Annotated in this window: 19 protein-coding genes and 1 pseudogene; 17 read left to right on the top strand and 3 right to left on the bottom strand. The window is 61.0% G+C overall.

The window, feature by feature from the left end:
• Nucleotides 1-4 precede the first annotated feature (4 nt).
• From ACYAS9_RS20685 to purT, 4 genes are all read left to right on the top strand, one after another.
• A complete protein-coding gene (locus tag ACYAS9_RS20685) occupies nt 5-538 on the top strand; it encodes a gamma carbonic anhydrase family protein (protein WP_463570158.1) in 534 nt (177 codons plus the stop codon).
• Nucleotides 528-734, top strand: a complete 207-nt coding sequence (locus ACYAS9_RS20690; RefSeq protein WP_463570159.1) for a DUF1289 domain-containing protein — start codon at nt 528-530, stop codon at nt 732-734. Before ACYAS9_RS20685 ends, ACYAS9_RS20690 begins: the two co-directional genes overlap by 11 nt.
• A gap of 2 nt (nt 735-736) precedes the next feature.
• On the top strand, nt 737-1,204 hold the full coding sequence (locus ACYAS9_RS20695) for a preQ0 transporter (RefSeq protein ID WP_463570160.1): 468 nt from the start codon (nt 737-739) through the stop codon (nt 1,202-1,204).
• A gap of 107 nt (nt 1,205-1,311) precedes the next feature.
• A complete protein-coding gene (gene purT / locus ACYAS9_RS20700; protein WP_463570161.1) occupies nt 1,312-2,493 on the top strand; it encodes a formate-dependent phosphoribosylglycinamide formyltransferase in 1,182 nt (393 codons plus the stop codon).
• Between the two features lie 68 nt (nt 2,494-2,561).
• On the opposite strand, the gene ACYAS9_RS20705 is transcribed toward purT, so the two are convergent.
• The 3 genes from ACYAS9_RS20705 to ACYAS9_RS20715 all read right to left on the bottom strand — a co-directional run bounded on the left by ACYAS9_RS20705 (nt 2,562) and on the right by ACYAS9_RS20715 (nt 6,180).
• Nucleotides 2,562-3,863, bottom strand: coding sequence for an MFS transporter (locus ACYAS9_RS20705; RefSeq protein WP_463570162.1), 1,302 nt, complete (start codon nt 3,861-3,863; stop codon nt 2,562-2,564).
• 271 nt (nt 3,864-4,134) lie between these two features.
• Nucleotides 4,135-5,355, bottom strand: a complete 1,221-nt coding sequence (locus ACYAS9_RS20710) for a transporter associated domain-containing protein (RefSeq protein ID WP_463570163.1) — start codon at nt 5,353-5,355, stop codon at nt 4,135-4,137.
• 12 nt (nt 5,356-5,367) lie between these two features.
• Nucleotides 5,368-6,180 (bottom strand): cytochrome C assembly family protein, encoded by an 813-nt coding sequence (locus ACYAS9_RS20715; RefSeq protein ID WP_463570164.1) that lies wholly within the window; start codon nt 6,178-6,180, stop codon nt 5,368-5,370.
• 254 nt (nt 6,181-6,434) lie between these two features.
• On the opposite strand from ACYAS9_RS20715, the gene ffh reads away from it, so the two are divergent.
• The 13 genes and pseudogenes from ffh (at nt 6,435) to ACYAS9_RS20780 (ending at nt 19,441) form a co-directional block, all read left to right on the top strand.
• The gene (ffh, locus tag ACYAS9_RS20720) at nt 6,435-7,814 is read left to right on the top strand and encodes a signal recognition particle protein (RefSeq protein ID WP_463570165.1); all 1,380 of its coding nucleotides are present in this window, start codon (nt 6,435-6,437) and stop codon (nt 7,812-7,814) included.
• Between the two features lie 300 nt (nt 7,815-8,114).
• Nucleotides 8,115-8,372 (top strand): 30S ribosomal protein S16, encoded by a 258-nt coding sequence (rpsP, locus tag ACYAS9_RS20725; RefSeq protein WP_056835529.1) that lies wholly within the window; start codon nt 8,115-8,117, stop codon nt 8,370-8,372.
• Between the two features lie 5 nt (nt 8,373-8,377).
• Nucleotides 8,378-8,917, top strand: coding sequence for a ribosome maturation factor RimM (gene rimM, locus ACYAS9_RS20730; RefSeq protein ID WP_463570166.1), 540 nt, complete (start codon nt 8,378-8,380; stop codon nt 8,915-8,917).
• 42 nt (nt 8,918-8,959) lie between these two features.
• Nucleotides 8,960-9,670: a tRNA (guanosine(37)-N1)-methyltransferase TrmD gene (gene trmD, locus ACYAS9_RS20735; protein ID WP_463570227.1), complete on the top strand. Its 711-nt coding sequence runs from the start codon at nt 8,960-8,962 to the stop codon at nt 9,668-9,670.
• 44 nt (nt 9,671-9,714) lie between these two features.
• Nucleotides 9,715-10,065 carry a 50S ribosomal protein L19 gene (gene rplS / locus ACYAS9_RS20740; protein WP_056835535.1) on the top strand — a complete coding sequence of 117 codons (351 nt, stop codon included), beginning with the start codon at nt 9,715-9,717 and terminating at the stop codon, nt 10,063-10,065.
• A gap of 260 nt (nt 10,066-10,325) precedes the next feature.
• Nucleotides 10,326-11,222 carry a site-specific tyrosine recombinase XerD gene (xerD, locus tag ACYAS9_RS20745; protein ID WP_463570167.1) on the top strand — a complete coding sequence of 299 codons (897 nt, stop codon included), beginning with the start codon at nt 10,326-10,328 and terminating at the stop codon, nt 11,220-11,222.
• A gap of 127 nt (nt 11,223-11,349) precedes the next feature.
• On the top strand, nt 11,350-12,090 hold the full coding sequence (gene dsbC / locus ACYAS9_RS20750; RefSeq protein WP_463570168.1) for a bifunctional protein-disulfide isomerase/oxidoreductase DsbC: 741 nt from the start codon (nt 11,350-11,352) through the stop codon (nt 12,088-12,090).
• 80 nt (nt 12,091-12,170) lie between these two features.
• Nucleotides 12,171-13,475 carry a homoserine dehydrogenase gene (locus tag ACYAS9_RS20755; RefSeq protein WP_463570169.1) on the top strand — a complete coding sequence of 435 codons (1,305 nt, stop codon included), beginning with the start codon at nt 12,171-12,173 and terminating at the stop codon, nt 13,473-13,475.
• Nucleotides 13,476-13,529: 54 nt separating this feature from the next.
• Nucleotides 13,530-14,939, top strand: a complete 1,410-nt coding sequence (gene thrC, locus ACYAS9_RS20760) for a threonine synthase (RefSeq protein ID WP_463570170.1) — start codon at nt 13,530-13,532, stop codon at nt 14,937-14,939.
• Nucleotides 14,940-15,089: 150 nt separating this feature from the next.
• Nucleotides 15,090-17,273 (top strand): annotated as a pseudogene (locus ACYAS9_RS20765) (transporter substrate-binding domain-containing protein); the annotation flags it as partial.
• Between the two features lie 118 nt (nt 17,274-17,391).
• Nucleotides 17,392-17,757, top strand: coding sequence for a hypothetical protein (locus ACYAS9_RS20770; RefSeq protein WP_463570171.1), 366 nt, complete (start codon nt 17,392-17,394; stop codon nt 17,755-17,757).
• Nucleotides 17,736-18,986, top strand: coding sequence for an EAL domain-containing response regulator (locus ACYAS9_RS20775; protein WP_463570172.1), 1,251 nt, complete (start codon nt 17,736-17,738; stop codon nt 18,984-18,986). The genes ACYAS9_RS20770 and ACYAS9_RS20775 overlap by 22 nt, the downstream gene beginning before the upstream one ends.
• Before the next feature lie 158 nt (nt 18,987-19,144).
• Nucleotides 19,145-19,441 carry a DUF3509 domain-containing protein gene (locus ACYAS9_RS20780; RefSeq protein WP_463570173.1) on the top strand — a complete coding sequence of 99 codons (297 nt, stop codon included), beginning with the start codon at nt 19,145-19,147 and terminating at the stop codon, nt 19,439-19,441.
• Nucleotides 19,442-19,593: the final 152 nt, after the last annotated feature.

Below are 19,593 nucleotides of genomic sequence, written 5' to 3' on the forward strand. Positions count from 1 at the left end.
TGTCATGAAATATCGTCTGGGGGACGCCCGCGTCCAGACCCATCCCGACAGCTGGACTGCGCCCACTGCCACGCTGATCGGCAAGGTGCGCCTGGAAGCGGGGGCCAATGTCTGGTTTGGCGCCGTGCTGCGTGGCGACAACGAGCTGATCCATATCGGTGAAAACAGCAACGTGCAGGACGGTACGGTCATGCACACCGACATGGGCTCGCCGCTGACCATCGGCAAGGGCGTGACCATCGGCCATAACGCGATGCTGCACGGTTGCAGCGTCGACGACTACAGCCTGATCGGGATCAATTCGGTGATCCTCAACGGCGCGAAGATCGGCAAGCACTGCATCATCGGCGCCAATTCGCTGATCGGCGAAGGCAAGGTGATCCCCGATGGCTCGTTGGTCATGGGCTCGCCGGGTCGTGTGGTGCGCGAACTGACCGACGCGCAGAAAGCGATGCTGGAAGCCAGCGCCGCGCATTACGTGCAAAACGCCCAGCGTTACGCCCGCGACCTGGCCGAGCAGGAAGACGATGACTACTGAAACACCGCCCGAAAAGCCCGTGCGTTCGCCTTGTGTGAGCATCTGCGCACTGGATGACGACGATATCTGCACCGGCTGCCAGCGCAGCGTCAGCGAAATCACCGGCTGGAGCCGCATGAACAACGACCAGCGCCGTGAGGTGCTGGTGCTCTGTCATGAGCGGGCCAAGGCCAGCGGCGTGCTCTGGAATTTTTAATCATGTTTTTCCTGACCGCTTATATCGCCAGCGTCGTGCTGATCAATTTTGCCTTCTCGGCCGCGCCGCACCTGGACATTATCTGGTCGGCCTGGGGCGGGCTGGTGTTTGTCTTGCGCGACATGGTGCAGACCCGTTTCGGTCATGGCGCGATTCTGGCCATGCTGGTCGCGTTGCTGCTGTCGTATGTCACCAGCGACCCGACCATTGCTCTGGCCAGCGCCACGGCTTTCGCGGTTTCCGAATGCATCGACTGGCTGGTGTTCACCATCGCTCGCCGGCCGTTGCATGACCGTTTGTGGATCAGCTCGGCGCTGAGCATCCCGCTCGATACCTTTATCTTCTTCGGCATGATCGACGCCCTGACAGCGCCGGTGCTGCTCACCGCGCTGGGTTCGAAGTTCGCCGGTGTCACGGCGGTGTGGCTGATCATGGCCTGGCGCCTGCGCCGCCAGGCGTGCACGAACTGAACTGATCCCGTTAGCACTTCAAGCATGATAAATTGCGCGCCTTTCTCCACAGCGGTCGCCCGTTTCATGCCGGGCTGCCCTCGACATCTGCTCCACGAGGACCTGAGATGACTCAAATCGGAACTCCACTGTCGCCCACCGCGACCCGCGTATTGCTGTGCGGCAGCGGCGAGCTGGGCAAGGAAGTCGTGATCGAACTGCAACGCCTGGGTGTCGAGGTGATCGCCGTTGATCGCTACGCAAACGCCCCGGCCATGCAGGTCGCGCATCGCAGCCACGTGATCAACATGCTCGACGGCGCCGCCCTGCGTGCGGTGATCGAGGCCGAGAAGCCGCACTACATCGTGCCGGAAATCGAAGCCATCGCCACCGCGACCCTGGTAGAGCTGGAAGCTGAAGGCTTCACCGTGATCCCGACCGCGCGTGCTGCGCAGTTGACCATGAACCGTGAAGGCATCCGTCGCCTGGCCGCTGAAGAACTGGGCCTGCCGACCTCGCCGTACTTCTTCGCCGACAGCTTCGAGGATTACAACAAGGCGGTGCTGGAGCTGGGCTTCCCGTGCGTGGTCAAGCCGGTGATGAGCTCCTCGGGCAAAGGCCAGAGCCTGCTCAAGAGCGTCGATGATGTACAGAAAGCCTGGGATTACGCTCAGGAAGGCGGCCGCGCCGGCAAGGGCCGTGTCATCGTTGAAGGCTTTATCGACTTCGAATACGAAATCACTCTGCTGACCGTGCGTCATGCCGCCGGCACAACGTTCTGCGCTCCGGTCGGTCATCGTCAGGAGAAGGGCGACTATCAGGAGTCCTGGCAGCCACAGGCCATGAGCCCGGTTGCGCTGGCAGAGTCCGAGCGCGTGGCCAAGGCCGTCACCGAAGCCTTGGGCGGCCGTGGCCTGTTCGGCGTCGAGCTGTTCATCAAGGGTGATCAGGTGTGGTTCAGCGAAGTCTCGCCACGCCCGCATGACACCGGCCTGGTGACCCTGATCTCTCAGGACCTGTCGCAGTTCGCCCTGCATGCCCGCGCCATTCTGGGCCTGCCGGTACCGCTGGTGCGTCAGTTCGGGCCATCGGCGTCGGCCGTGGTGCTGGTTGAAGGCCAGTCGACCCAGACCGCTTTCGCCAACCTTGGCGCTGCGCTGGCCGAGCCAGATACCGCCTTGCGCCTGTTCGGCAAGCCTGAAGTCAACGGCCAGCGCCGCATGGGCGTAGCCCTGGCACGCGACGAGTCGATCGAAGCCGCCCGCGCCAAGGCCACCCGCGCCTCGCAAGCGGTCAAAATCGAGCTGTAAGCTGCAAGGCTCAAGCTTCAAGCTGCAAGCAAGAACGACGCGTCTTGCAGCTTGAAGCTTGCCGCTGTTTACAAATCGGTATCGCGGGTTTCTTTAAGCGCCAGTACGGCCAGCACGCTCAGCAAGGCTGCCGCCGACACATAGCCGCCCACCCAGCTCAGGCCGCCCATGGCCACCAGTTTCTGCGCAAAGAACGGTGCCACCGAGGCGCCGACGATGCCACCCAGGTTATAAGCCGCCGACGCACCGGTGTAGCGCACTTTGGTCGGGAACAGTTCCGGCAGCAGCGCGCCCATTGGCGCAAACGTCACGCCCATCAGAAACAGCTCGATGCACAGGAACAGGGCCACGCCCCAGGTCGAACCGTGGGTCAGCAACGGCTCCATCAAAAAGCCTGAAGCAATCGCCAGCACGCCACCGACGATCAGTACCGGGCGACGACCGTAACGGTCACTGGCCAGTGCCGAGATGGGTGTAGCGGCGGCCATGAACAGTACGGCAAAGCACAGCAGGCCCAGGAAAGTCTCGCGGCTGTAGCCCAGCGTCGACACGCCGTAGCTCAACGAGAACACCGTCGAGATATAAAACAGCGCATAGCACACCACCATGGCCGCAGCGCCCAGCAGCATCGGCGCCCAGTGCTGGCTGAAGGTCTCGACAATCGGCAGGCGCACCCGCTCCTGGCGGGCCAGGACCTTGGCGAAGGCCGGGGTTTCTTCCAGGGTCAGGCGCACATACAGGCCGACCATCACCAGCACCGCACTGAGCAGGAACGGAATCCGCCAGCCCCATGAGCGGAACTGTTCGTCATCGAGCACCAGTGCCAGGGTCAGAAACAGCCCGTTGGCGGCCAGAAACCCGATCGAAGGCCCCAGTTGCGGGAACATGCCGTACCAGGCGCGCTTGCCCTTGGGCGCATTCTCGGTGGCCAGCAAGGCTGCGCCGCCCCATTCGCCACCGAGCCCAAGTCCTTGGCCGAAGCGCAGCAGGCATAACAGCAACGGCGCCCAGAAACCGATGGTGGCGTAGCCGGGCAGCACGCCGATCAGCGTGGTGCTGACGCCCATCAGCAGCAAGGAAGCCACCAGGGTCGACTTGCGCCCGATGCGGTCGCCAAAGTGGCCGAACAGGGCCGAGCCCAGCGGGCGCGCTATGAAGGCGATGCCGAAGGTCAGGAACGACGCGAGCATCTGCGCCGCCCCTGAGGTTTGCGGAAAGAACACCGGGCCGATCACCAGCGCTGCGGCGGTGGCGTAGACATAGAAATCATAAAATTCGATGGCGGTGCCGATAAAGCTGGCAGTGGCAACGCGGGTGGCGGAGTTGGCCGGCGGTATCGCGTCGGCCTCGGCTGCGGTCGTAGTGCTCATGTGAATATCCCTGTCATGGCGCCTCAGGCTGCGAGCGCAGCCGCAAGCAATCGTTGTTATTGGGCAGCGCTGAACAGGTCGGCCCGGTTGGGCGGCAGGGCAGGGGCGTCGCTGGTGGGTGGGAGCGACGCTTGAAAGTGCGTGGGTCAGGCTGAAACATGGCCGATTGCGCGAAGTGCGGGTAGCACGCGGGTCGGCCAGGGCTGGGTAAGCGGGTTGATTATAGGAAGGGATCTATTTTCGAAACAAGCGGTAACAGGTGCCGGCCTGCTCAATAAAGAGAGCGGGCCGGGGCATGCTTCCACATCAGTACGCGGGTTACGCGGTTGTCCTCGGTTTCGAGGATCTCCATCCGGTAAGGGCCGACCTTCAGGCACACCGGACCTTCGGGGATGGTTTCCAGTGCTTCGGTGACCAGGCCGTTGAGCGTCTTGGGGCCGTCTGACGGCAGGTGCCAGCCCAGGCTTTTGTTGAGTTCGCGGATGGAGGCTGCGCCATCGACCTCCATCTGGCCGTCCGCCAGCCGGGTGATGTCCGGGTTGTCGAGATGCTCGCTTTCGAATTCGCCGACGATCTCTTCCAGAATGTCTTCCAGGCTGATGATGCCCAGCACTTCGCCATATTCGTCGACCACCACGCCCAGGCGCCGCTGCTGCTTGTGGAAGTTGAGCAATTGCAATTGCAGGGGCGTGCTTTCCGGGACGAAGTAAGGGTCGTAGCAGGCCGCCAGCAGATGCTCTTTGGTCAGCTCGCTTTTGGGCAGCAGATGGCTGATCTGCCGGGTATTGAGTACGCCCTGCACCTGATTGATGTCGTTGTGATAGACCGGCAGGCGCGTGTGCCTGGAAATAATCAGGCGTTCGATGATCAGTTCGATGCTGTCATCCAGATTGATGCCGTCCACTTCGCTGCGCGGAATCAGGATGTCGTTGACTGTCATGCGATCCAGGGCGCGAATGCCGCCCAGCACGCCCTGTGGCAGGTCGGTGTCCGCTTCGATGTCGTTGCTGGCAGCAGGCAGTTGTTGTTGCTCATGCTCGACTTCACCGCCCTGTACCGGGCGTGGCTCGAAAGGGCGCAGCAACAGGCGGGCAGTGGTGTCCAGGCTCCAGCTGAACGGGCGCAGCAGGCGCAATGGCCAGCGCAGCAGGCTCTTGCCCAGCAGCAGGGTGCTCAGCGGATAGCGTGCGGCCAGCCGGCGCGGCAGGTATTCGACGAAGATCAACAACAGCGCGGTGCTGCCCAGCCAGGCCAGCACCGGTCCTTGGTAGAACCAGTAGCGAATGGTGATCAGCAAGACAATGACCACGATCAGGGTCTTGATCAGCGTGTTGCCCAGGATCAGGCTGTCGAGGTCGATATCGGTCCGGGCGCGCATCTTGCGCCCGGCGGTGCACAGGGCATGAGCGCGTTCCAGGGCGGTGAACAGGCCCGACCAGAGCGTCAGCAACGCCAGCACACCGAGCAGAGGGCCGATGGGCAGATTATCCATGTGCAAGGCTCGTCAGATGTGCAGGATGAATTCGCGTACCAGCTTGCTGCCGAAATAGGCCAGCATCAGCAGGCAGAAGCCGCCCAGGGTCCAGCGAATGGCTTTATGCCCGCGCCAGCCAAGGCGCGTGCGGCCCAGCAGCAGCACGCTGAACACGATCCAGGCCAGGCACGCCAGCAAGGTCTTGTGCACCAGGTGTTGGGCAAACAGGTTGTCGACGAACAGCCAGCCGCTGATCAGCGACAGCGACAACAGTGTCCAGCCCGCCCACAAGAAACCGAACAGCAGGCTTTCCATGGTTTGCAGTGGCGGGAAATTGCGAATCAGGCCTGAAGGGTGCTTGTGCTTGAGCTGGTAGTCCTGCAACAGCAGCAGCAAGGACTGGAACGCGGCAATGGTAAACATGCCATAGGCCAGGATCGACAGCATGACATGGCTGAGGATGCCGGCCTCTTCAAGAATCGGCTGGACCGTGCCGCTGGGCACGAACTGGGCCATCAGTACGGTCACCAGCCCCAGCGGGAACAGCAGTGCCAGCAGGTTTTCGACCGGGATGCGGATCGTGGCCAGCAGTGTCAGGACAATCACCGACAAGGCGATCAGGCTGGCGGCATTGAAGAAGTCCAGGCCCAGCCCGACAGGTCGCACCAGTTGCGAATAAAGGCTGAAGGCGTGGGCAATCACCGCCAGGCTGCCGAGCAGGCCCAGCAGCCGTTTGTCGGGCCGGGTGGTCTGGCTCAGGCGAATGCCCTGATAGACGGTCGCAACGGCGTAAAGGCAGGCAGCGGCGAGGCTGGGTAACAGACTGGCTGACAAAGGGGACATAAATCCTGACGGGCGGGCCCTGAAAGGGGCTGAGTGTGGCATAGACCGGCGTTGCACGAAAGAGTGCCGCAGCACGATGCAGCATGCCACTGCCGGGTACTGCAGAGGCGCTCTTCGCCGTGCTGGTGTCCGTGCGCCGGAGTCTCGGCTATAATCGCCGCCCTGTTACAGGCCGCGGGCTCGCCGTGCGCCATTTGTCTCTATCGCGGCGGGGCCGCACCCACCGGGTCGACCAGAGCCTTAAAGGATCGCGCATGTTTGAAAACCTTACCGACCGCCTTTCGCAGACGCTGCGCCATGTCACGGGCAAAGCCAAGCTGACCGAAGACAACATCAAGGACACGTTGCGCGAAGTGCGCATGGCCTTGCTTGAAGCCGACGTCGCGTTGCCGGTGGTCAAGGACTTCGTCAACAGCATCAAGGAGCGCGCTGTCGGCACCGAAGTGTCGCGCAGCCTGACGCCGGGCCAGGCGTTCGTGAAGATCGTCCAGGCCGAACTTGAAAGCCTGATGGGCGCGGCCAACGAAGATCTGGTGCTCAATGTTGCGCCGCCTGCCGTGGTGCTGATGGCCGGTTTGCAGGGTGCGGGTAAAACCACCACCGCCGGCAAGCTGGCGCGCTTTCTTAAAGAGCGCAAGAAAAAGACCGTGATGCTGGTCTCGGCCGACGTCTACCGTCCGGCGGCGATCAAACAGCTGGAAACCCTGGCCAATGACCTGGGCGTCACCTTTTTCCCGTCCGATATCAGCCAGAAGCCGGTCGATATCGCTCAGGCCGCCATCCGCGAAGCCAAGCTCAAGTTCATCGATGTCGTGATTGTCGACACCGCCGGTCGTCTGCACATCGACGCCGAAATGATGACCGAGATCCAGGAACTGCACACTGCCGTCAAGCCGGTCGAGACCCTGTTCGTGGTCGATGCCATGACCGGTCAGGACGCGGCCAACACGGCCAAGGCCTTCGGTGATGCGCTGCCACTGACCGGTGTGATCCTCACCAAGGTCGACGGCGATGCGCGTGGCGGTGCGGCGCTGTCGGTGCGGGCTATCACCGGCAAGCCGATCAAGTTCATCGGTATGGGTGAGAAAAGTGAGGCGCTCGAGCCGTTTCACCCTGACCGTATCGCCTCGCGCATCCTGGGGATGGGCGATGTGCTCAGCCTCATCGAGCAGGCCGAGCAGACCCTTGATCGGGAAAAGGCCGACAAGCTCGCCAAGAAACTCAAAAAGGGCAAGGGCTTCGACCTCGAAGACTTCCGTGACCAGCTGCAACAGATGAAGAGCATGGGCGGTCTGGGTGGCCTGATGGACAAGCTGCCGAACATCGGCGGCATGAACCTCTCGCAAATGGGCAACGCCCAGGGCGCGGCCGAGAAGCAGTTCAAGCAGATGGAAGCGATCATCGGCTCCATGACCCCGGCCGAGCGCCGCGACCCTGACCTGATCAGTGGTTCGCGCAAACGCCGCATCGCCCTGGGCTCCGGAACTCAGGTCCAGGACATCGGGCGTCTGATCAAGCAGCACAAGCAGATGCAGAAAATGATGAAGAAATTCTCCACCAAAGGCGGCATGGCCAAGATGATGCGCGGCCTGGGCGGCATGATGCCGGGTGGCGGCGGTATGCCGAAGATGTAAGGGGTGTCGAGCCTGCAACGCCTGGTGCGTGGCCGGTTCGGCAGCTTGATTGATCCGGGGTGTGGCATGCGCTGCACCCGTTCTGCGCGAGAGGGGGACCTTTCGCATTCTGCCTCCGGGCAGGCTCTCCCGGCCGTCACCGACGGTCGGACCTTGGCAAATCGTCGGGCGCAACAAATGGCTGCAGGAAAAAGTCATTTGCAATAGTCAGGATATTCCTTGAGAATATGCGGCCTTTCGGGCACCTATGCCCGCTGTGCACCTTAGATTTGCAGCACCGACTAACAGGAACGATGTTCAATGCTAACCATCCGTCTTGCCCTTGGCGGCTCCAAAAAGCGCCCGTTTTACCACTTGACCGTTACCGACAGCCGTAACCCACGCGACGGTTCCCACAAGGAACAAATCGGTTTCTTCAACCCGATTGCTCGTGGTCAGGAAATCCGTCTGTCCGTTAACGAAGAACGCCTGAACTACTGGCTGGGCGTTGGTGCACAGACTTCCGAGCGCGTAGCTCAGTTGCTGAAAGAGCACAACAAGGCCAAGGCTGCGGCCTGAACCTTATGAACGCGACGCCTGCATCTGCCGACGATCTGATCGTCATTGGCAAGATTTTCTCGGTTCATGGCGTTCGCGGCGAAGTGAAGGTTTATTCCTTTACGGATCCGATTGATAACCTGCTGGACTACGGGACCTGGACGCTTCGGCGCGAAGGACGTGTAGAAAAACAGGTAGAACTGGTCAGTGGACGCTTGCAAGGCAAGTTCCTGGTCGCAACGCTCAAGGGTCTCAATGATCGCGACGAAGCCCGTCTTCTGTCCGGTTGTGAAATCTGTGTGCCGCGCAACCTGTTCCCCGATCTGGACGATGGCGAGTACTACTGGTACCAGCTTGAAGGCCTGAAGGTCATCGACACGCAGGGGCAATTGCTCGGCAAGATCGATCACCTGCTCGAAACCGGTTCGAACGATGTAATTGTGGTCAAGCCCTGCGCGGGCAGCCTGGATGATCGCGAGCGCCTGTTGCCCTATACGGAGCATTGCGTGCTGGCAGTCGATCTGGAAGCCGGCGAGATGAAGGTGGACTGGGACGCGGACTTCTAAGTGGCCAATTTGCGCATAGAGGTCATCACGCTGTTCCCGGAGATGTTTTCCGCCATCAGCGAATACGGCATAACCAGCCGTGCGGTGAAACAGGGGCTGATGCAGCTGACCTGTTGGAATCCGCGGGACTACACCACGGATCGGCATCACACAGTAGACGATCGCCCCTTCGGTGGCGGCCCCGGCATGGTGATGAAGATCAAGCCCCTGGAAGATGCTCTGGTTCAGGCCAGGCAGGCGGCAGGGGATGCGGCGAAGGTAATTTACCTGTCACCGCAAGGCCGCAGGCTGGATCAGTCGGCGGTACGCGAGTTGGTGAAAGAGAGTGCACTTATTCTCATTGCCGGTCGTTATGAAGGCATTGATGAGCGTTTCATTGAAGCGCATGTTGATGAAGAGTGGTCGGTTGGTGACTATGTTCTGTCCGGAGGTGAGCTTCCGGCGATGGTGCTGATCGATGCGGTTACACGGCTGCTGCCTGGAGCTTTAGGGCATGTAGACTCGGCGCAGGAAGATTCCTTCACCGATGGTCTGCTTGATTGCCCGCACTACACCCGACCTGAGGTGTATGCGGATCAGCGTGTACCCGACGTGTTGCTCAGTGGCAACCACGCACATATCCGGCGTTGGCGTTTGCAGCAGTCCCTCGGAAGGACCTACGAACGACGGGCCGATCTTCTGGAAAGTCGCTCACTTTCTGGAGAAGAGAAAAAGCTGCTGGCGGAATACATCCGCGAGCGGGACGATAGTTAACGTATCGATGGCTGATCCGGGAGGATCACCCTTAGGAGCATAGTATGACCAACAAAATCATTCTCGCCCTCGAAGCAGAGCAGATGCAGAAAGAAATCCCGACCTTTGCCCCGGGCGACACCGTTGTCGTTCAGGTGAAAGTGAAGGAAGGCGATCGTGCGCGTCTGCAGGCTTTCGAAGGCGTTGTAATCGCCAAGCGTAACCGCGGTGTGAACAGTGCTTTCACTGTTCGTAAAATCTCCAGCGGCGTTGGTGTAGAGCGTACTTTCCAGACCTACAGCCCGCAAATCGACAGCCTGGCTGTCAAGCGTCGCGGCGACGTTCGCAAGGCCAAGCTGTACTACCTGCGCGACCTGTCCGGTAAAGCTGCACGCATCAAAGAAAAACTGTCCTGATACAGTTTTTCGATGCATGAAAAAAGCAGCCTTCGGGCTGCTTTTTTGTTGTCTGGCGTTTCTTCGATCGATCGCTTGTAGGGCGCCTCTAAAAACGTAGGCGAGGCAGACAGCGCAAGGCGAAAGCCGGCGAGGAAGCGGAGTTTACTGAAGTAAATGAGCATTCCGAGCCGGTTTTCAACGTAGCGATGGCAACGCAGATAGTTTTTAGAGGTGCCCTGTAGTAGGTTTTGCGCTCTGTTCATTGTCATCGAGCTGCAATGTCTGCCCTGGATCACCCCCTGATTGACCTCTTTCTCGACGCCCTGTGGCTGGAAAAGGGCCTGTCCGCCAATACCCGCGACTCTTACCGCAGCGACCTGACGCTGTTCAATGGCTGGTTGCACGAACGTGGCATACACCTGCCCGAAGCCAGTCGCGAGGCGATTCTCGATCACCTGGCCTGGCGTGTAGAGCATGCCTACAAGCCGCGCTCCACGGCGCGCCTGATCTCCGGCTTGCGTGGTTTTTACCGCTATCTGTTGCGCGAAAAGCTGATTGCCGTCGACCCGACCTTGCAGGTCGACATGCCGCAATTAGGCAAACCGCTGCCCAAATCGCTTTCCGAAGCCGATGTCGAAGCCCTGCTGGCTGCCCCTGACCTGAGTGCCGCCATTGGCGAGCGCGACCGGGCCATGCTTGAAGTGTTGTATGCCTGTGGCCTGCGCGTGACCGAACTGGTCGGCCTGACGCTGGAGCAGGTCAACCTGCGTCAGGGCGTGGTACGGGTCATGGGCAAAGGCAGCAAGGAGCGGTTGGTGCCGATGGGCGAAGAGGCGATCGTCTGGATCGAGCGTTATCTGCGCGGCGCGCGTGACGAGCTGCTCAACGGCCGCCCCAGCGATGTGCTGTTTCCCAGCCTGCGCGGCGAGCAGATGACCCGCCAGACCTTCTGGCACCGCATCAAGCAGCACGCGCAGGTGGCCGGCATCGGCAAGTCCCTGTCGCCGCACACACTGCGCCATGCCTTTGCCACTCATCTGCTCAACCATGGCGCCGATTTGCGCGTGGTGCAGATGCTGCTGGGCCACAGCGATCTGTCCACCACCCAGATCTATACCCATATTGCCCGCGCGCGCCTGCAGGAGCTGCATGCCAGCCATCATCCGCGTGGTTGAGCAAAACGCCCGACAGTCCGGGTCCGTGTTGACGGGCTTATGTGATAGTCTTTGCCGGTTTCACAGAGCGAGGCAGGCGCTACAGCGTAGCGAGGCCTCGGCTTTGTCCGTCGTCTCAGGAGTTTTCATGCGCGTTCCTTCTTTTTTTGCAGCCATCGTCGTTGCGCTGGCCAGCACCTTCAGCCTGGCTGCCCAGGCCGATGCCGCGGCTGAACAGGCCATTCGCAAGACCCTCAATACCCTTGAACTCGAACTGCCGGTCGAAAGCATTGCCTCAAGCCCGCTCAACGGGCTGTATGAAGTCAAACTCAAGGGCGGTCGTGTGCTGTATGCCAGCGCCGACGGTCAGTTCGTGGTGCAGGGCTACCTGTTCCAGATTCAGGACGGCAAGCCGGTCAACCTGACCGAGAAGACCGAGCGCCAGGCCATTGCCAAGACCATCAATGCCATCGCCCCCGGTGAAATGGTTATTTACCCGGCCGTGGGTGAAGCCAAGTCGCACATCACCGTCTTTACCGATACCACCTGCCCGTACTGCCACAAGCTGCACGAAGAAGTAGGCCAGCTGAACAAGCTGGGCGTCGAAGTGCGTTATGTGGCCTTCCCGCGCCAGGGCCTGGGCTCGCCGGGCGACCAGCAGTTGCAGGCGGTCTGGTGTTCCAAGGACCGCAAGGCGGCCATGGACCAGATGGTCGAAGGCAAGGACATCAAGGCCGCCAAGTGCGATAACCCGGTGAGCAAGCAATTCCAGATCGGCCAGTCGATCGGTGTCAACGGCACACCGGCCATTGTCCTGGCTGATGGTCAGGTGATTCCGGGCTACCAGCCGGCCGCTCAAGTCGCCAAACTGGCGCTGGGCGCCAAATAATCAATTTTTAGCTGCATGGTTACGTGCAGCTGTTTTTTCGCGGCCGTCCTCAGGGCGGCTGTTCTACGGGGAGTTCATCAGTGAAACCGGTCAAAGTAGGCATTTGTGGGCTGGGTACCGTCGGTGGCGGTACCTTTAACGTGCTTCAGCGCAACGCCGAGGAGATTGCCCGCCGTGCCGGGCGTGGCATCGAAGTCGCGCAGATTGCAGTTCGTACACCCAACCCCAACTGCCAGATTACCGGTATTGCAACCACCAGCGATGTGTTCGAGGTGGCCAGCAACCCTGAGATCGATGTGGTCGTCGAACTGATCGGCGGCTACACCATCGCCCGTGAACTGGTGCTCAAGGCCATCGAAAACGGCAAGCATGTGGTCACCGCCAACAAGGCGCTGATTGCCGTGCATGGCAACGAAATCTTCGAGCGTGCCCGCGAGAAGGGCGTGATCGTCGCATTCGAAGCCGCCGTGGCTGGCGGCATTCCGGTGATCAAGGCGATCCGTGAAGGCCTGTCGGCCAACCGTATCAACTGGGTGGCCGGCATCATCAACGGCACCGGTAACTTCATCCTCACCGAGATGCGCGAAAAAGGCCGTACTTTCCCGGACGTTCTGGCTGAAGCCCAGGCGCTGGGTTACGCCGAAGCCGATCCGACCTTCGACGTCGAGGGGATCGATGCGGCGCACAAGCTGACCATTCTGGCGTCCATCGCCTTTGGCATCCCGCTGCAGTTCGACAAGGCCTACACCGAAGGCATCACCAAGCTGACCACTGCCGACGTGAACTACGCCGAAGCACTGGGCTATCGCATCAAGCACCTGGGCGTTGCACGCAGCACCGCGCAGGGCATCGAATTGCGTGTGCACCCGACCCTGATCCCGGCCGACCGTCTGATCGCCAACGTCAACGGCGTGATGAACGCTGTGATGGTCAATGGCGATGCCTCCGGCTCGACCCTGTTCTACGGTGCCGGTGCCGGCATGGAGCCGACCGCTTCTTCGGTCATTGCCGACCTGGTGGATGTGGTTCGTGCCATGACCTCCGACCCGACCAATCGCGTGCCGCACCTGGCCTTCCAGCCTGACTCGTTGTCTGCGCACCCGATCCTGCCGATCGAAGCCTGTGAAAGCGCCTATTACCTGCGTATTCAGGGCAAGGACCATCCCGGCGTGCTGGCCCAGGTGGCGAGCATCCTGTCCGAGCGCGGCATCAACATCGAATCGATCATGCAGAAAGAGGTCGAAGAGCAAGATGGCCTGGTGCCAATGATCCTGCTGACCCATCGTGTCGTCGAGCAGCGCATCAATGATGCCATCCAGGCGCTGGAAGCCTTGCAGGATGTCGTGGGCCCGGTCGTTCGTATCCGCGTCGAACACCTAAACTAATCAAGCAGCGGCGGCATGCGTGCAGCGTGCCGCCCACACCAAAGGTTTGCAGATATGCGTTACATCAGTACTCGTGGCAAAGCGCCGGCGTTGAACTTCGAAGACGTGCTGCTCGCAGGTCTTGCCAGCGATGGTGGTCTGTATGTGCCGGAAAACCTGCCACGTTTCACCCAGGAAGAAATCGCTTCCTGGGCCGGCCTGCCGTATCACGAGCTGGCCTTCCGGGTGATGCGCCCCTTCGTGGCCGGCAGCATCAACGATGCCGACTTCAAGAAAATCCTCGAAGAAACCTATGGCGTTTTCGCCCATAGCGCGGTCGCTCCGCTGCGTCAGCTCGACAGCAACGAATGGGTGCTGGAGCTGTTTCACGGCCCGACCCTGGCGTTCAAGGACTTCGCCCTGCAACTGCTCGGTCGCCTGCTCGACCATGTGCTGGCCAAACGCGGCGAGCGCGTAGTGATCATCGGCGCCACCTCCGGCGATACCGGCTCTGCGGCCATCGAAGGCTGCCGTCGCTGCGACAACGTCGACATCTTCATCCTGCACCCGAACAAGCGTGTATCCGACGTTCAGCGCCGCCAGATGACTACCATCAAGGGCGACAACATCCACAACATCGCCATCGAAGGCAACTTCGATGACTGCCAGGAAATGGTCAAGGCCAGCTTCGCCGACCAGGGCTTCCTCAAGGGCACGCGTCTGGTAGCGGTCAACTCGATCAACTGGGCGCGGATCATGGCCCAGATCGTCTACTACTTCCACGCCGCCCTGCAGCTCGGTGGCCCGGCCCGTTCGGTGTCGTTCTCGGTGCCGACCGGCAACTTCGGCGACATCTTCGCAGGCTACCTGGCGCGCAACATGGGCCTGCCGGTCAACCAGTTGATCGTCGCCACCAACCGCAACGACATCCTGCACCGCTTCATGAGCGGCAATCAGTACGTCAAGGAAACCCTGCACGCGACCCTGTCGCCGTCGATGGACATCATGGTGTCGTCGAACTTCGAGCGCCTGCTGTTCGACATGCACGGTCGCAATGGCGCCGCCATCGCCGAACTGATGGACAACTTCAAGCAAGGCGGCGGCTTCAGCGTCGATCAGGAACGCTGGACCGAAACCCGCAAGCTGTTCGACTCGCTGGCGGTTGACGACGAGCAGACCTGCGCCACCATCGCTGAAGTATTTGCCCGTACCGGCGAAGTGCTTGACCCGCACACCGCCATCGGCGTCAAGGCTGCGCGCGAGTGCCGCCGCAGTCTGGACATCCCGATGGTGGTGTTGGGAACCGCACATCCAGTCAAATTCCCTGAGGCGGTGGAGAAGGCGGGTGTAGGAAAAGAGCTTGAGCTACCTGCACATCTTTCTGATTTGTTCCAGCGCGAAGAGCGCTGCACAGTTCTGCCGAATGACCTCAAAGCCGTACAGGCCTTTGTTGGCCTGCATGGCAACCGCGGCAAACCGCTCTAACGGTATCGTCGTGTAACAACTTGAGGCCCGCCATCTGGCGGGCCTTCTTGTTTGCGCATGCCAAACTCTGCCGGTTGAATGGTTTCGGAAGAGTGTGCGGTTGTGAAACAGGCAAGCAGGCAGGGCCCCGTCAGCAAGACCTTCCCGGCAATGAACGCCCATGCCTGGCGTCTGCTGGCATTGATGCTCATGATGGCGTTCATGCAACCGGCCACGGCTGCGCAAAGCCTTTCATTCACGCTGGGCGCACCCTTCGAGAGCTCTGCTGCTCTGCAACTTTCCGATGCCGAGCGGCAGTGGCTGGACGCGAACGCGCCGCTGCGGGTCGGCATTGCCATCGCCGATAACGAACCCATCGACATCACCACCGACGGTAACCGCTACCAGGGTGTGAGCGCCGATTACCTGAGTCTTGTCAGTCACAAGCTGGCCACGCCCATGCAACTGGTGGGCTTTGCCCAGCGCGAGGACGCCATTAAAGCGCTGCGCGACGGCAGCATCGACATCCTCACCAGCGCCAACGGCTTTGATCAGGGCGAGCCTGGCCTGATCTTCTCCCGGCAGTACATGCCCGACCGGTCCGTCGTGGTTGCCCATGGCAAGCAACTGGTGCCGGCGCAGGGGCTGGCCGGCAAGAAGATCGTACTGCTCGAGGGCTATGCCGACCCGCAGGTGACCCATCAAACCTACCCCGACAGCGAGATCATTCTGGCGCCCAATCTGTACAGCGCCATGGAGGCCCTGGCCCAGCAGGAAGTGGACGTCTTTATCGGCAACGAAGTGGTTGTGCGCTCTTATCTGGCCATGCGTCCTTATCTGGACCTGCGGATTGTGTTTGAGTGTTCGTTGCCGCCGACCGGGTTTGCCTTCGCCTTGCGCGCCAGCGATCAACGCCTGCGTGAGCAGGTCGATCAGGCGCTGGCCAGCCTGGAGCCTGCGTTGGTGCGTGAGGTGTCGAGGCGCTGGACGCTGGGGTTGAATGCCGATGTTGCCGGACAGCGCATCACCCTGAGCCGCGTTGAACGGCTCTGGCAGGCCAAGCATCCGCTGGTGAGCATCGTGACCACCGAGCAGCCGCCGTACATCTACCGCGACAGTCACGGGCACTGGGTGGGGCTGAATGTCGATGTGCTGTCGCGGATTTCGCGCATGACCGGCTTGCAGTTCGCCTACAAGGCCGTGCCTTCTACCCAGGTCAGCCTTGAAGTGCTACAGCACGGCCAGGCCGACATGAACACCACGCTGGCCGAGAATACCGAGCGCAAGCAGTTTCTCAACTTCACTTATTCCTTTGGCGGCAACCACTGGGTGTTCGTGGTCCGTGCCGACCAGGCTTCGCCCGCCAGCCTGGCCGATCTTGGCGAGCAGGTACTGGCCCTGCCGGCCCGGCACGCGCTTGAGGGTGAAATCCGTCGTCAGTATCCAGCCATTCAACTGCGCCTTGTCGACACCTACGCCCAGGCCCGCCAACTGGTTGAAAGCGGCCAGGCTGACGCCACCATTCAGAATGAGGCCGGCGCCTGGCTGGTTGCGCCCGGCAAGCTCAAGGTCGGGCGCAGTGTGGATGGCAAATGGTCGCCGGATCGCTTTTCGGTGATCAAGTCGCAGCCAGAGCTGCTGAGCATTCTCAACAAATCCCTGGAAGAGTTTCCGGTGACTGAAATGCGCGCGATCCGCATGAAATGGCTGGGCACGAGGCTGCCGCAGCCATCGCTGTGGAGTCGTATTCCGTCATGGGCGCTCTGGAGCGTGGCGATGGTGCTTGTGCTGGGGCTGGTATCGCTGGCCTGGCACAGTCGGCTCAAGGTCCAGGTCCGCCTGCGCCATCAGGCCGAAGCGCTGCTCAATGACCAGTTGGCCTTCAGGCATGCCTTACTCAATGGCATTCCCATGCCCCTGTATGTGCGCGATCTGCAAGGGCGGTTGCTGTCGTGCAATCGGTGTTACGAAACCTGCCTGGGCGTCAGTATCGAGCACATGCTGGGCCGGCGTCTGATCGATGTCGACCTGCTGCCGGGCTCATTGGCCAGGCAGATGCACGACGACTACCTGCAACTGCTGGAAAACGGCCAGCCCGTATTCGCCGAGCGGGCGCTGGAGCTGTCGGGCCAGCCTCTACAGGCCTGGCAATGGAGCGTGCCGTTCTTCGGTGCTGACGGTCAGTTGCAGGGTTTGCTCGGTGGCTGGGTCGACATCACCGAACGCAAGCGCCTGCAAGTACAGCTTGAGCAGGCCAGTGCAGCCAACAGCATACTGGTGGCCGATATCAACCATCATGTTCGCGCGCCCATGAAGGCGATCATCGACCTGCTGGAGCTTGAGTTCGAGCAGGCACGGCGGCAGGGTAATGTCCCTTGCGAAGCCCTGCAGGCGGCCCACCGCGCGATACGCGAGTTACTGGCGCTGATCGATGACGACCTTGATACAGAAGCGCTTCATGGGGGCTGAGACCATGGGCTTCGATATCGATACCCTCCGCCGCCTCACCCAGGCCGACGAGCCACAGATACACCGCCTGCTGCATGAACTGCACAAGAACCTGCATCACGAGCAACACGTATTGCAGTCAGCCATCGTGCCGCAAAACCTGCGCGTTCTGCGCGCTTCGCTGCATCGCCTCAAGGGCGCTGCCGTCCTGATCGATGCCAGGGCGCTGGCCTGCGCCTGCACGGCGCTGGACAGCGCGCTGTGCGGCGAAACGACGGCCGCCCCGAGTGAGTGCTGGCTTGGGCTGCACGCCTGTATCGGCAGCTTGTGTCGCGATATCGAGGAACAGCTTCATGTGGAGACTCGCTCGTGCACTCACTCAAAGTCCTGATACTCGAAGACAACCCTTTTCAACTGATGGCGTTGCACCAGATGATCAATGCCAACCAGATATTCAATGTACTGGCAGCTGACAGCGTGGCGCTGGCCTGCCAGTCGCTGCGCGTCAGTGGCCCGGTGGACATCGCTATCTGCGACTTGCAGATGGATGGCCCCGACGGCCTGGCGTTGATTCGCCATCTGGCCGAGACGCGCCAGGCCCGGGCGCTGATTGTGCTCAGCAGCGCCGCTGCCGATGTGCAGGACAGTGTCGCGCGGCTGGCGCGCCATCAAGGCATCGAGGTGTTGGGGTGTCTGCAAAAACCGGCGTCGGTCACGGTGATGCGGACGCTGTTGGAAGCATATGTTCGTCATGGCTGCTCGGCAGACATGCTGCAGGTTTCGCCGGGCGTGCCGCAGCACATCGAATGTGAAGCCTTGTTCAGCAAGGCTGGGTGCGCACCGCCGGTGGATCAGTGGCTGGCGCATTTCCAGCCCAAGGTCAGCCTGGAGGGCGATTTACTGGGGGTTGAAGCGCTGGTGCGCTGGCAGCATCCACGGCATGGCTTGTTGAGCCCCGGCCACTTCATGCCGGCTGTCGAACAGGCAGGCCTGCTCGCGCCGTTGACCTGGCGCGTGCTGGAACTGGCGTTGCAATTGTCCGCCAGGGTGCGTGATGAGCGGGGACAAGCCTTGCCGGTTGCCGTGAACATTGCCCCGCGCATGCTGGAGCAGGCGGATTTTGCCCGGCGGGTACTGGAACTGCTCGCGCGTCATGAGCTGGCCCCCAGCCTGCTGACCCTGGAGATCCTTGAGCAGGACGCCGATCAGGCGGGTGGCTGGCAAGTGGACGACTTGTTGCGCCTGCGCATGCAGGGCTGTCGTCTGTCGATCGATGATTTTGGTACCGGCGTTTCGAATATCCGGCGCCTGCTGCAACTGCCGTTCTGCGAATTGAAGGTTCCGGCTGAGTTCGTCCGTGGCATGGGCGATGACTCGCGCAAGTCGGCCGTGGTCGCAGGGGCTCTGTTCATGGCCCGGCGCTTGTCCATGGAAGTGGTTGTCGAAGGGGTTGAAACCATCGATGACTTTCATGGCCTGCTGGCGCTGGGCGCATGCGCCATACAGGGGTATTTGATTGCGCGGCCCATGAGCCCGCAGGATTTACTGCTCTGGATGGCCAGGCGCAGAACAGGACCGCTTCATCAGCCTGCCGATGTGGCGGCCGGACCACTGACATAATTGCCAATTGCGTTGTGGTTTTCTCTCTGTCACATTCCATAGGCATGCTCGATTTCATGGAGCATTGCCTGCTTTATGCCCGGATGTCAGAACTTTCCAGTCTGGGCGCAGGTCATTGATAAGCACCTTTGCATTCAACCTGTTGAGTGGTGATCTAGATGGAAAATATCAGCTTGCTGCTAAGTGAAGCGCTGTCGCCGTACCAGGCCAGTCTCGGGCCTGCCGGTTTGAAAGGCGAACGTCTGGTAACCCTGAAGAATGCTGTCGGTGTCACCGTCATTGAACGTCGCTTCAGCGCCGATCAGTTGCGCGACAAGTTTCAGTTGACCGATGTTGTCGACGGTCTGCATCGCGACCTGCTGGTCGTCGAAGGGCGTATTGAACCTTGCATGATCGCGGCCATGCGTCATGCTGCCGCCCAGCGTGCGTTTTCAGCGTCATCTGCTTTTCTGTAACTGCTTTATAGCTGCGGCGCCAGAGGCCAGGAACCTTTGCCCGGTAACGGGCTCGTATCAGGTAAGGCAGATTCGATCATTTTGCTCCGATGTTCGATGCCTGCCATCCTGGCCAAAAGCCAAGGTTTGCCCCGACCAGTCATCCCCGCTGC

Source organism: Pseudomonas sp. HP_08, from assembly GCF_055284095.1.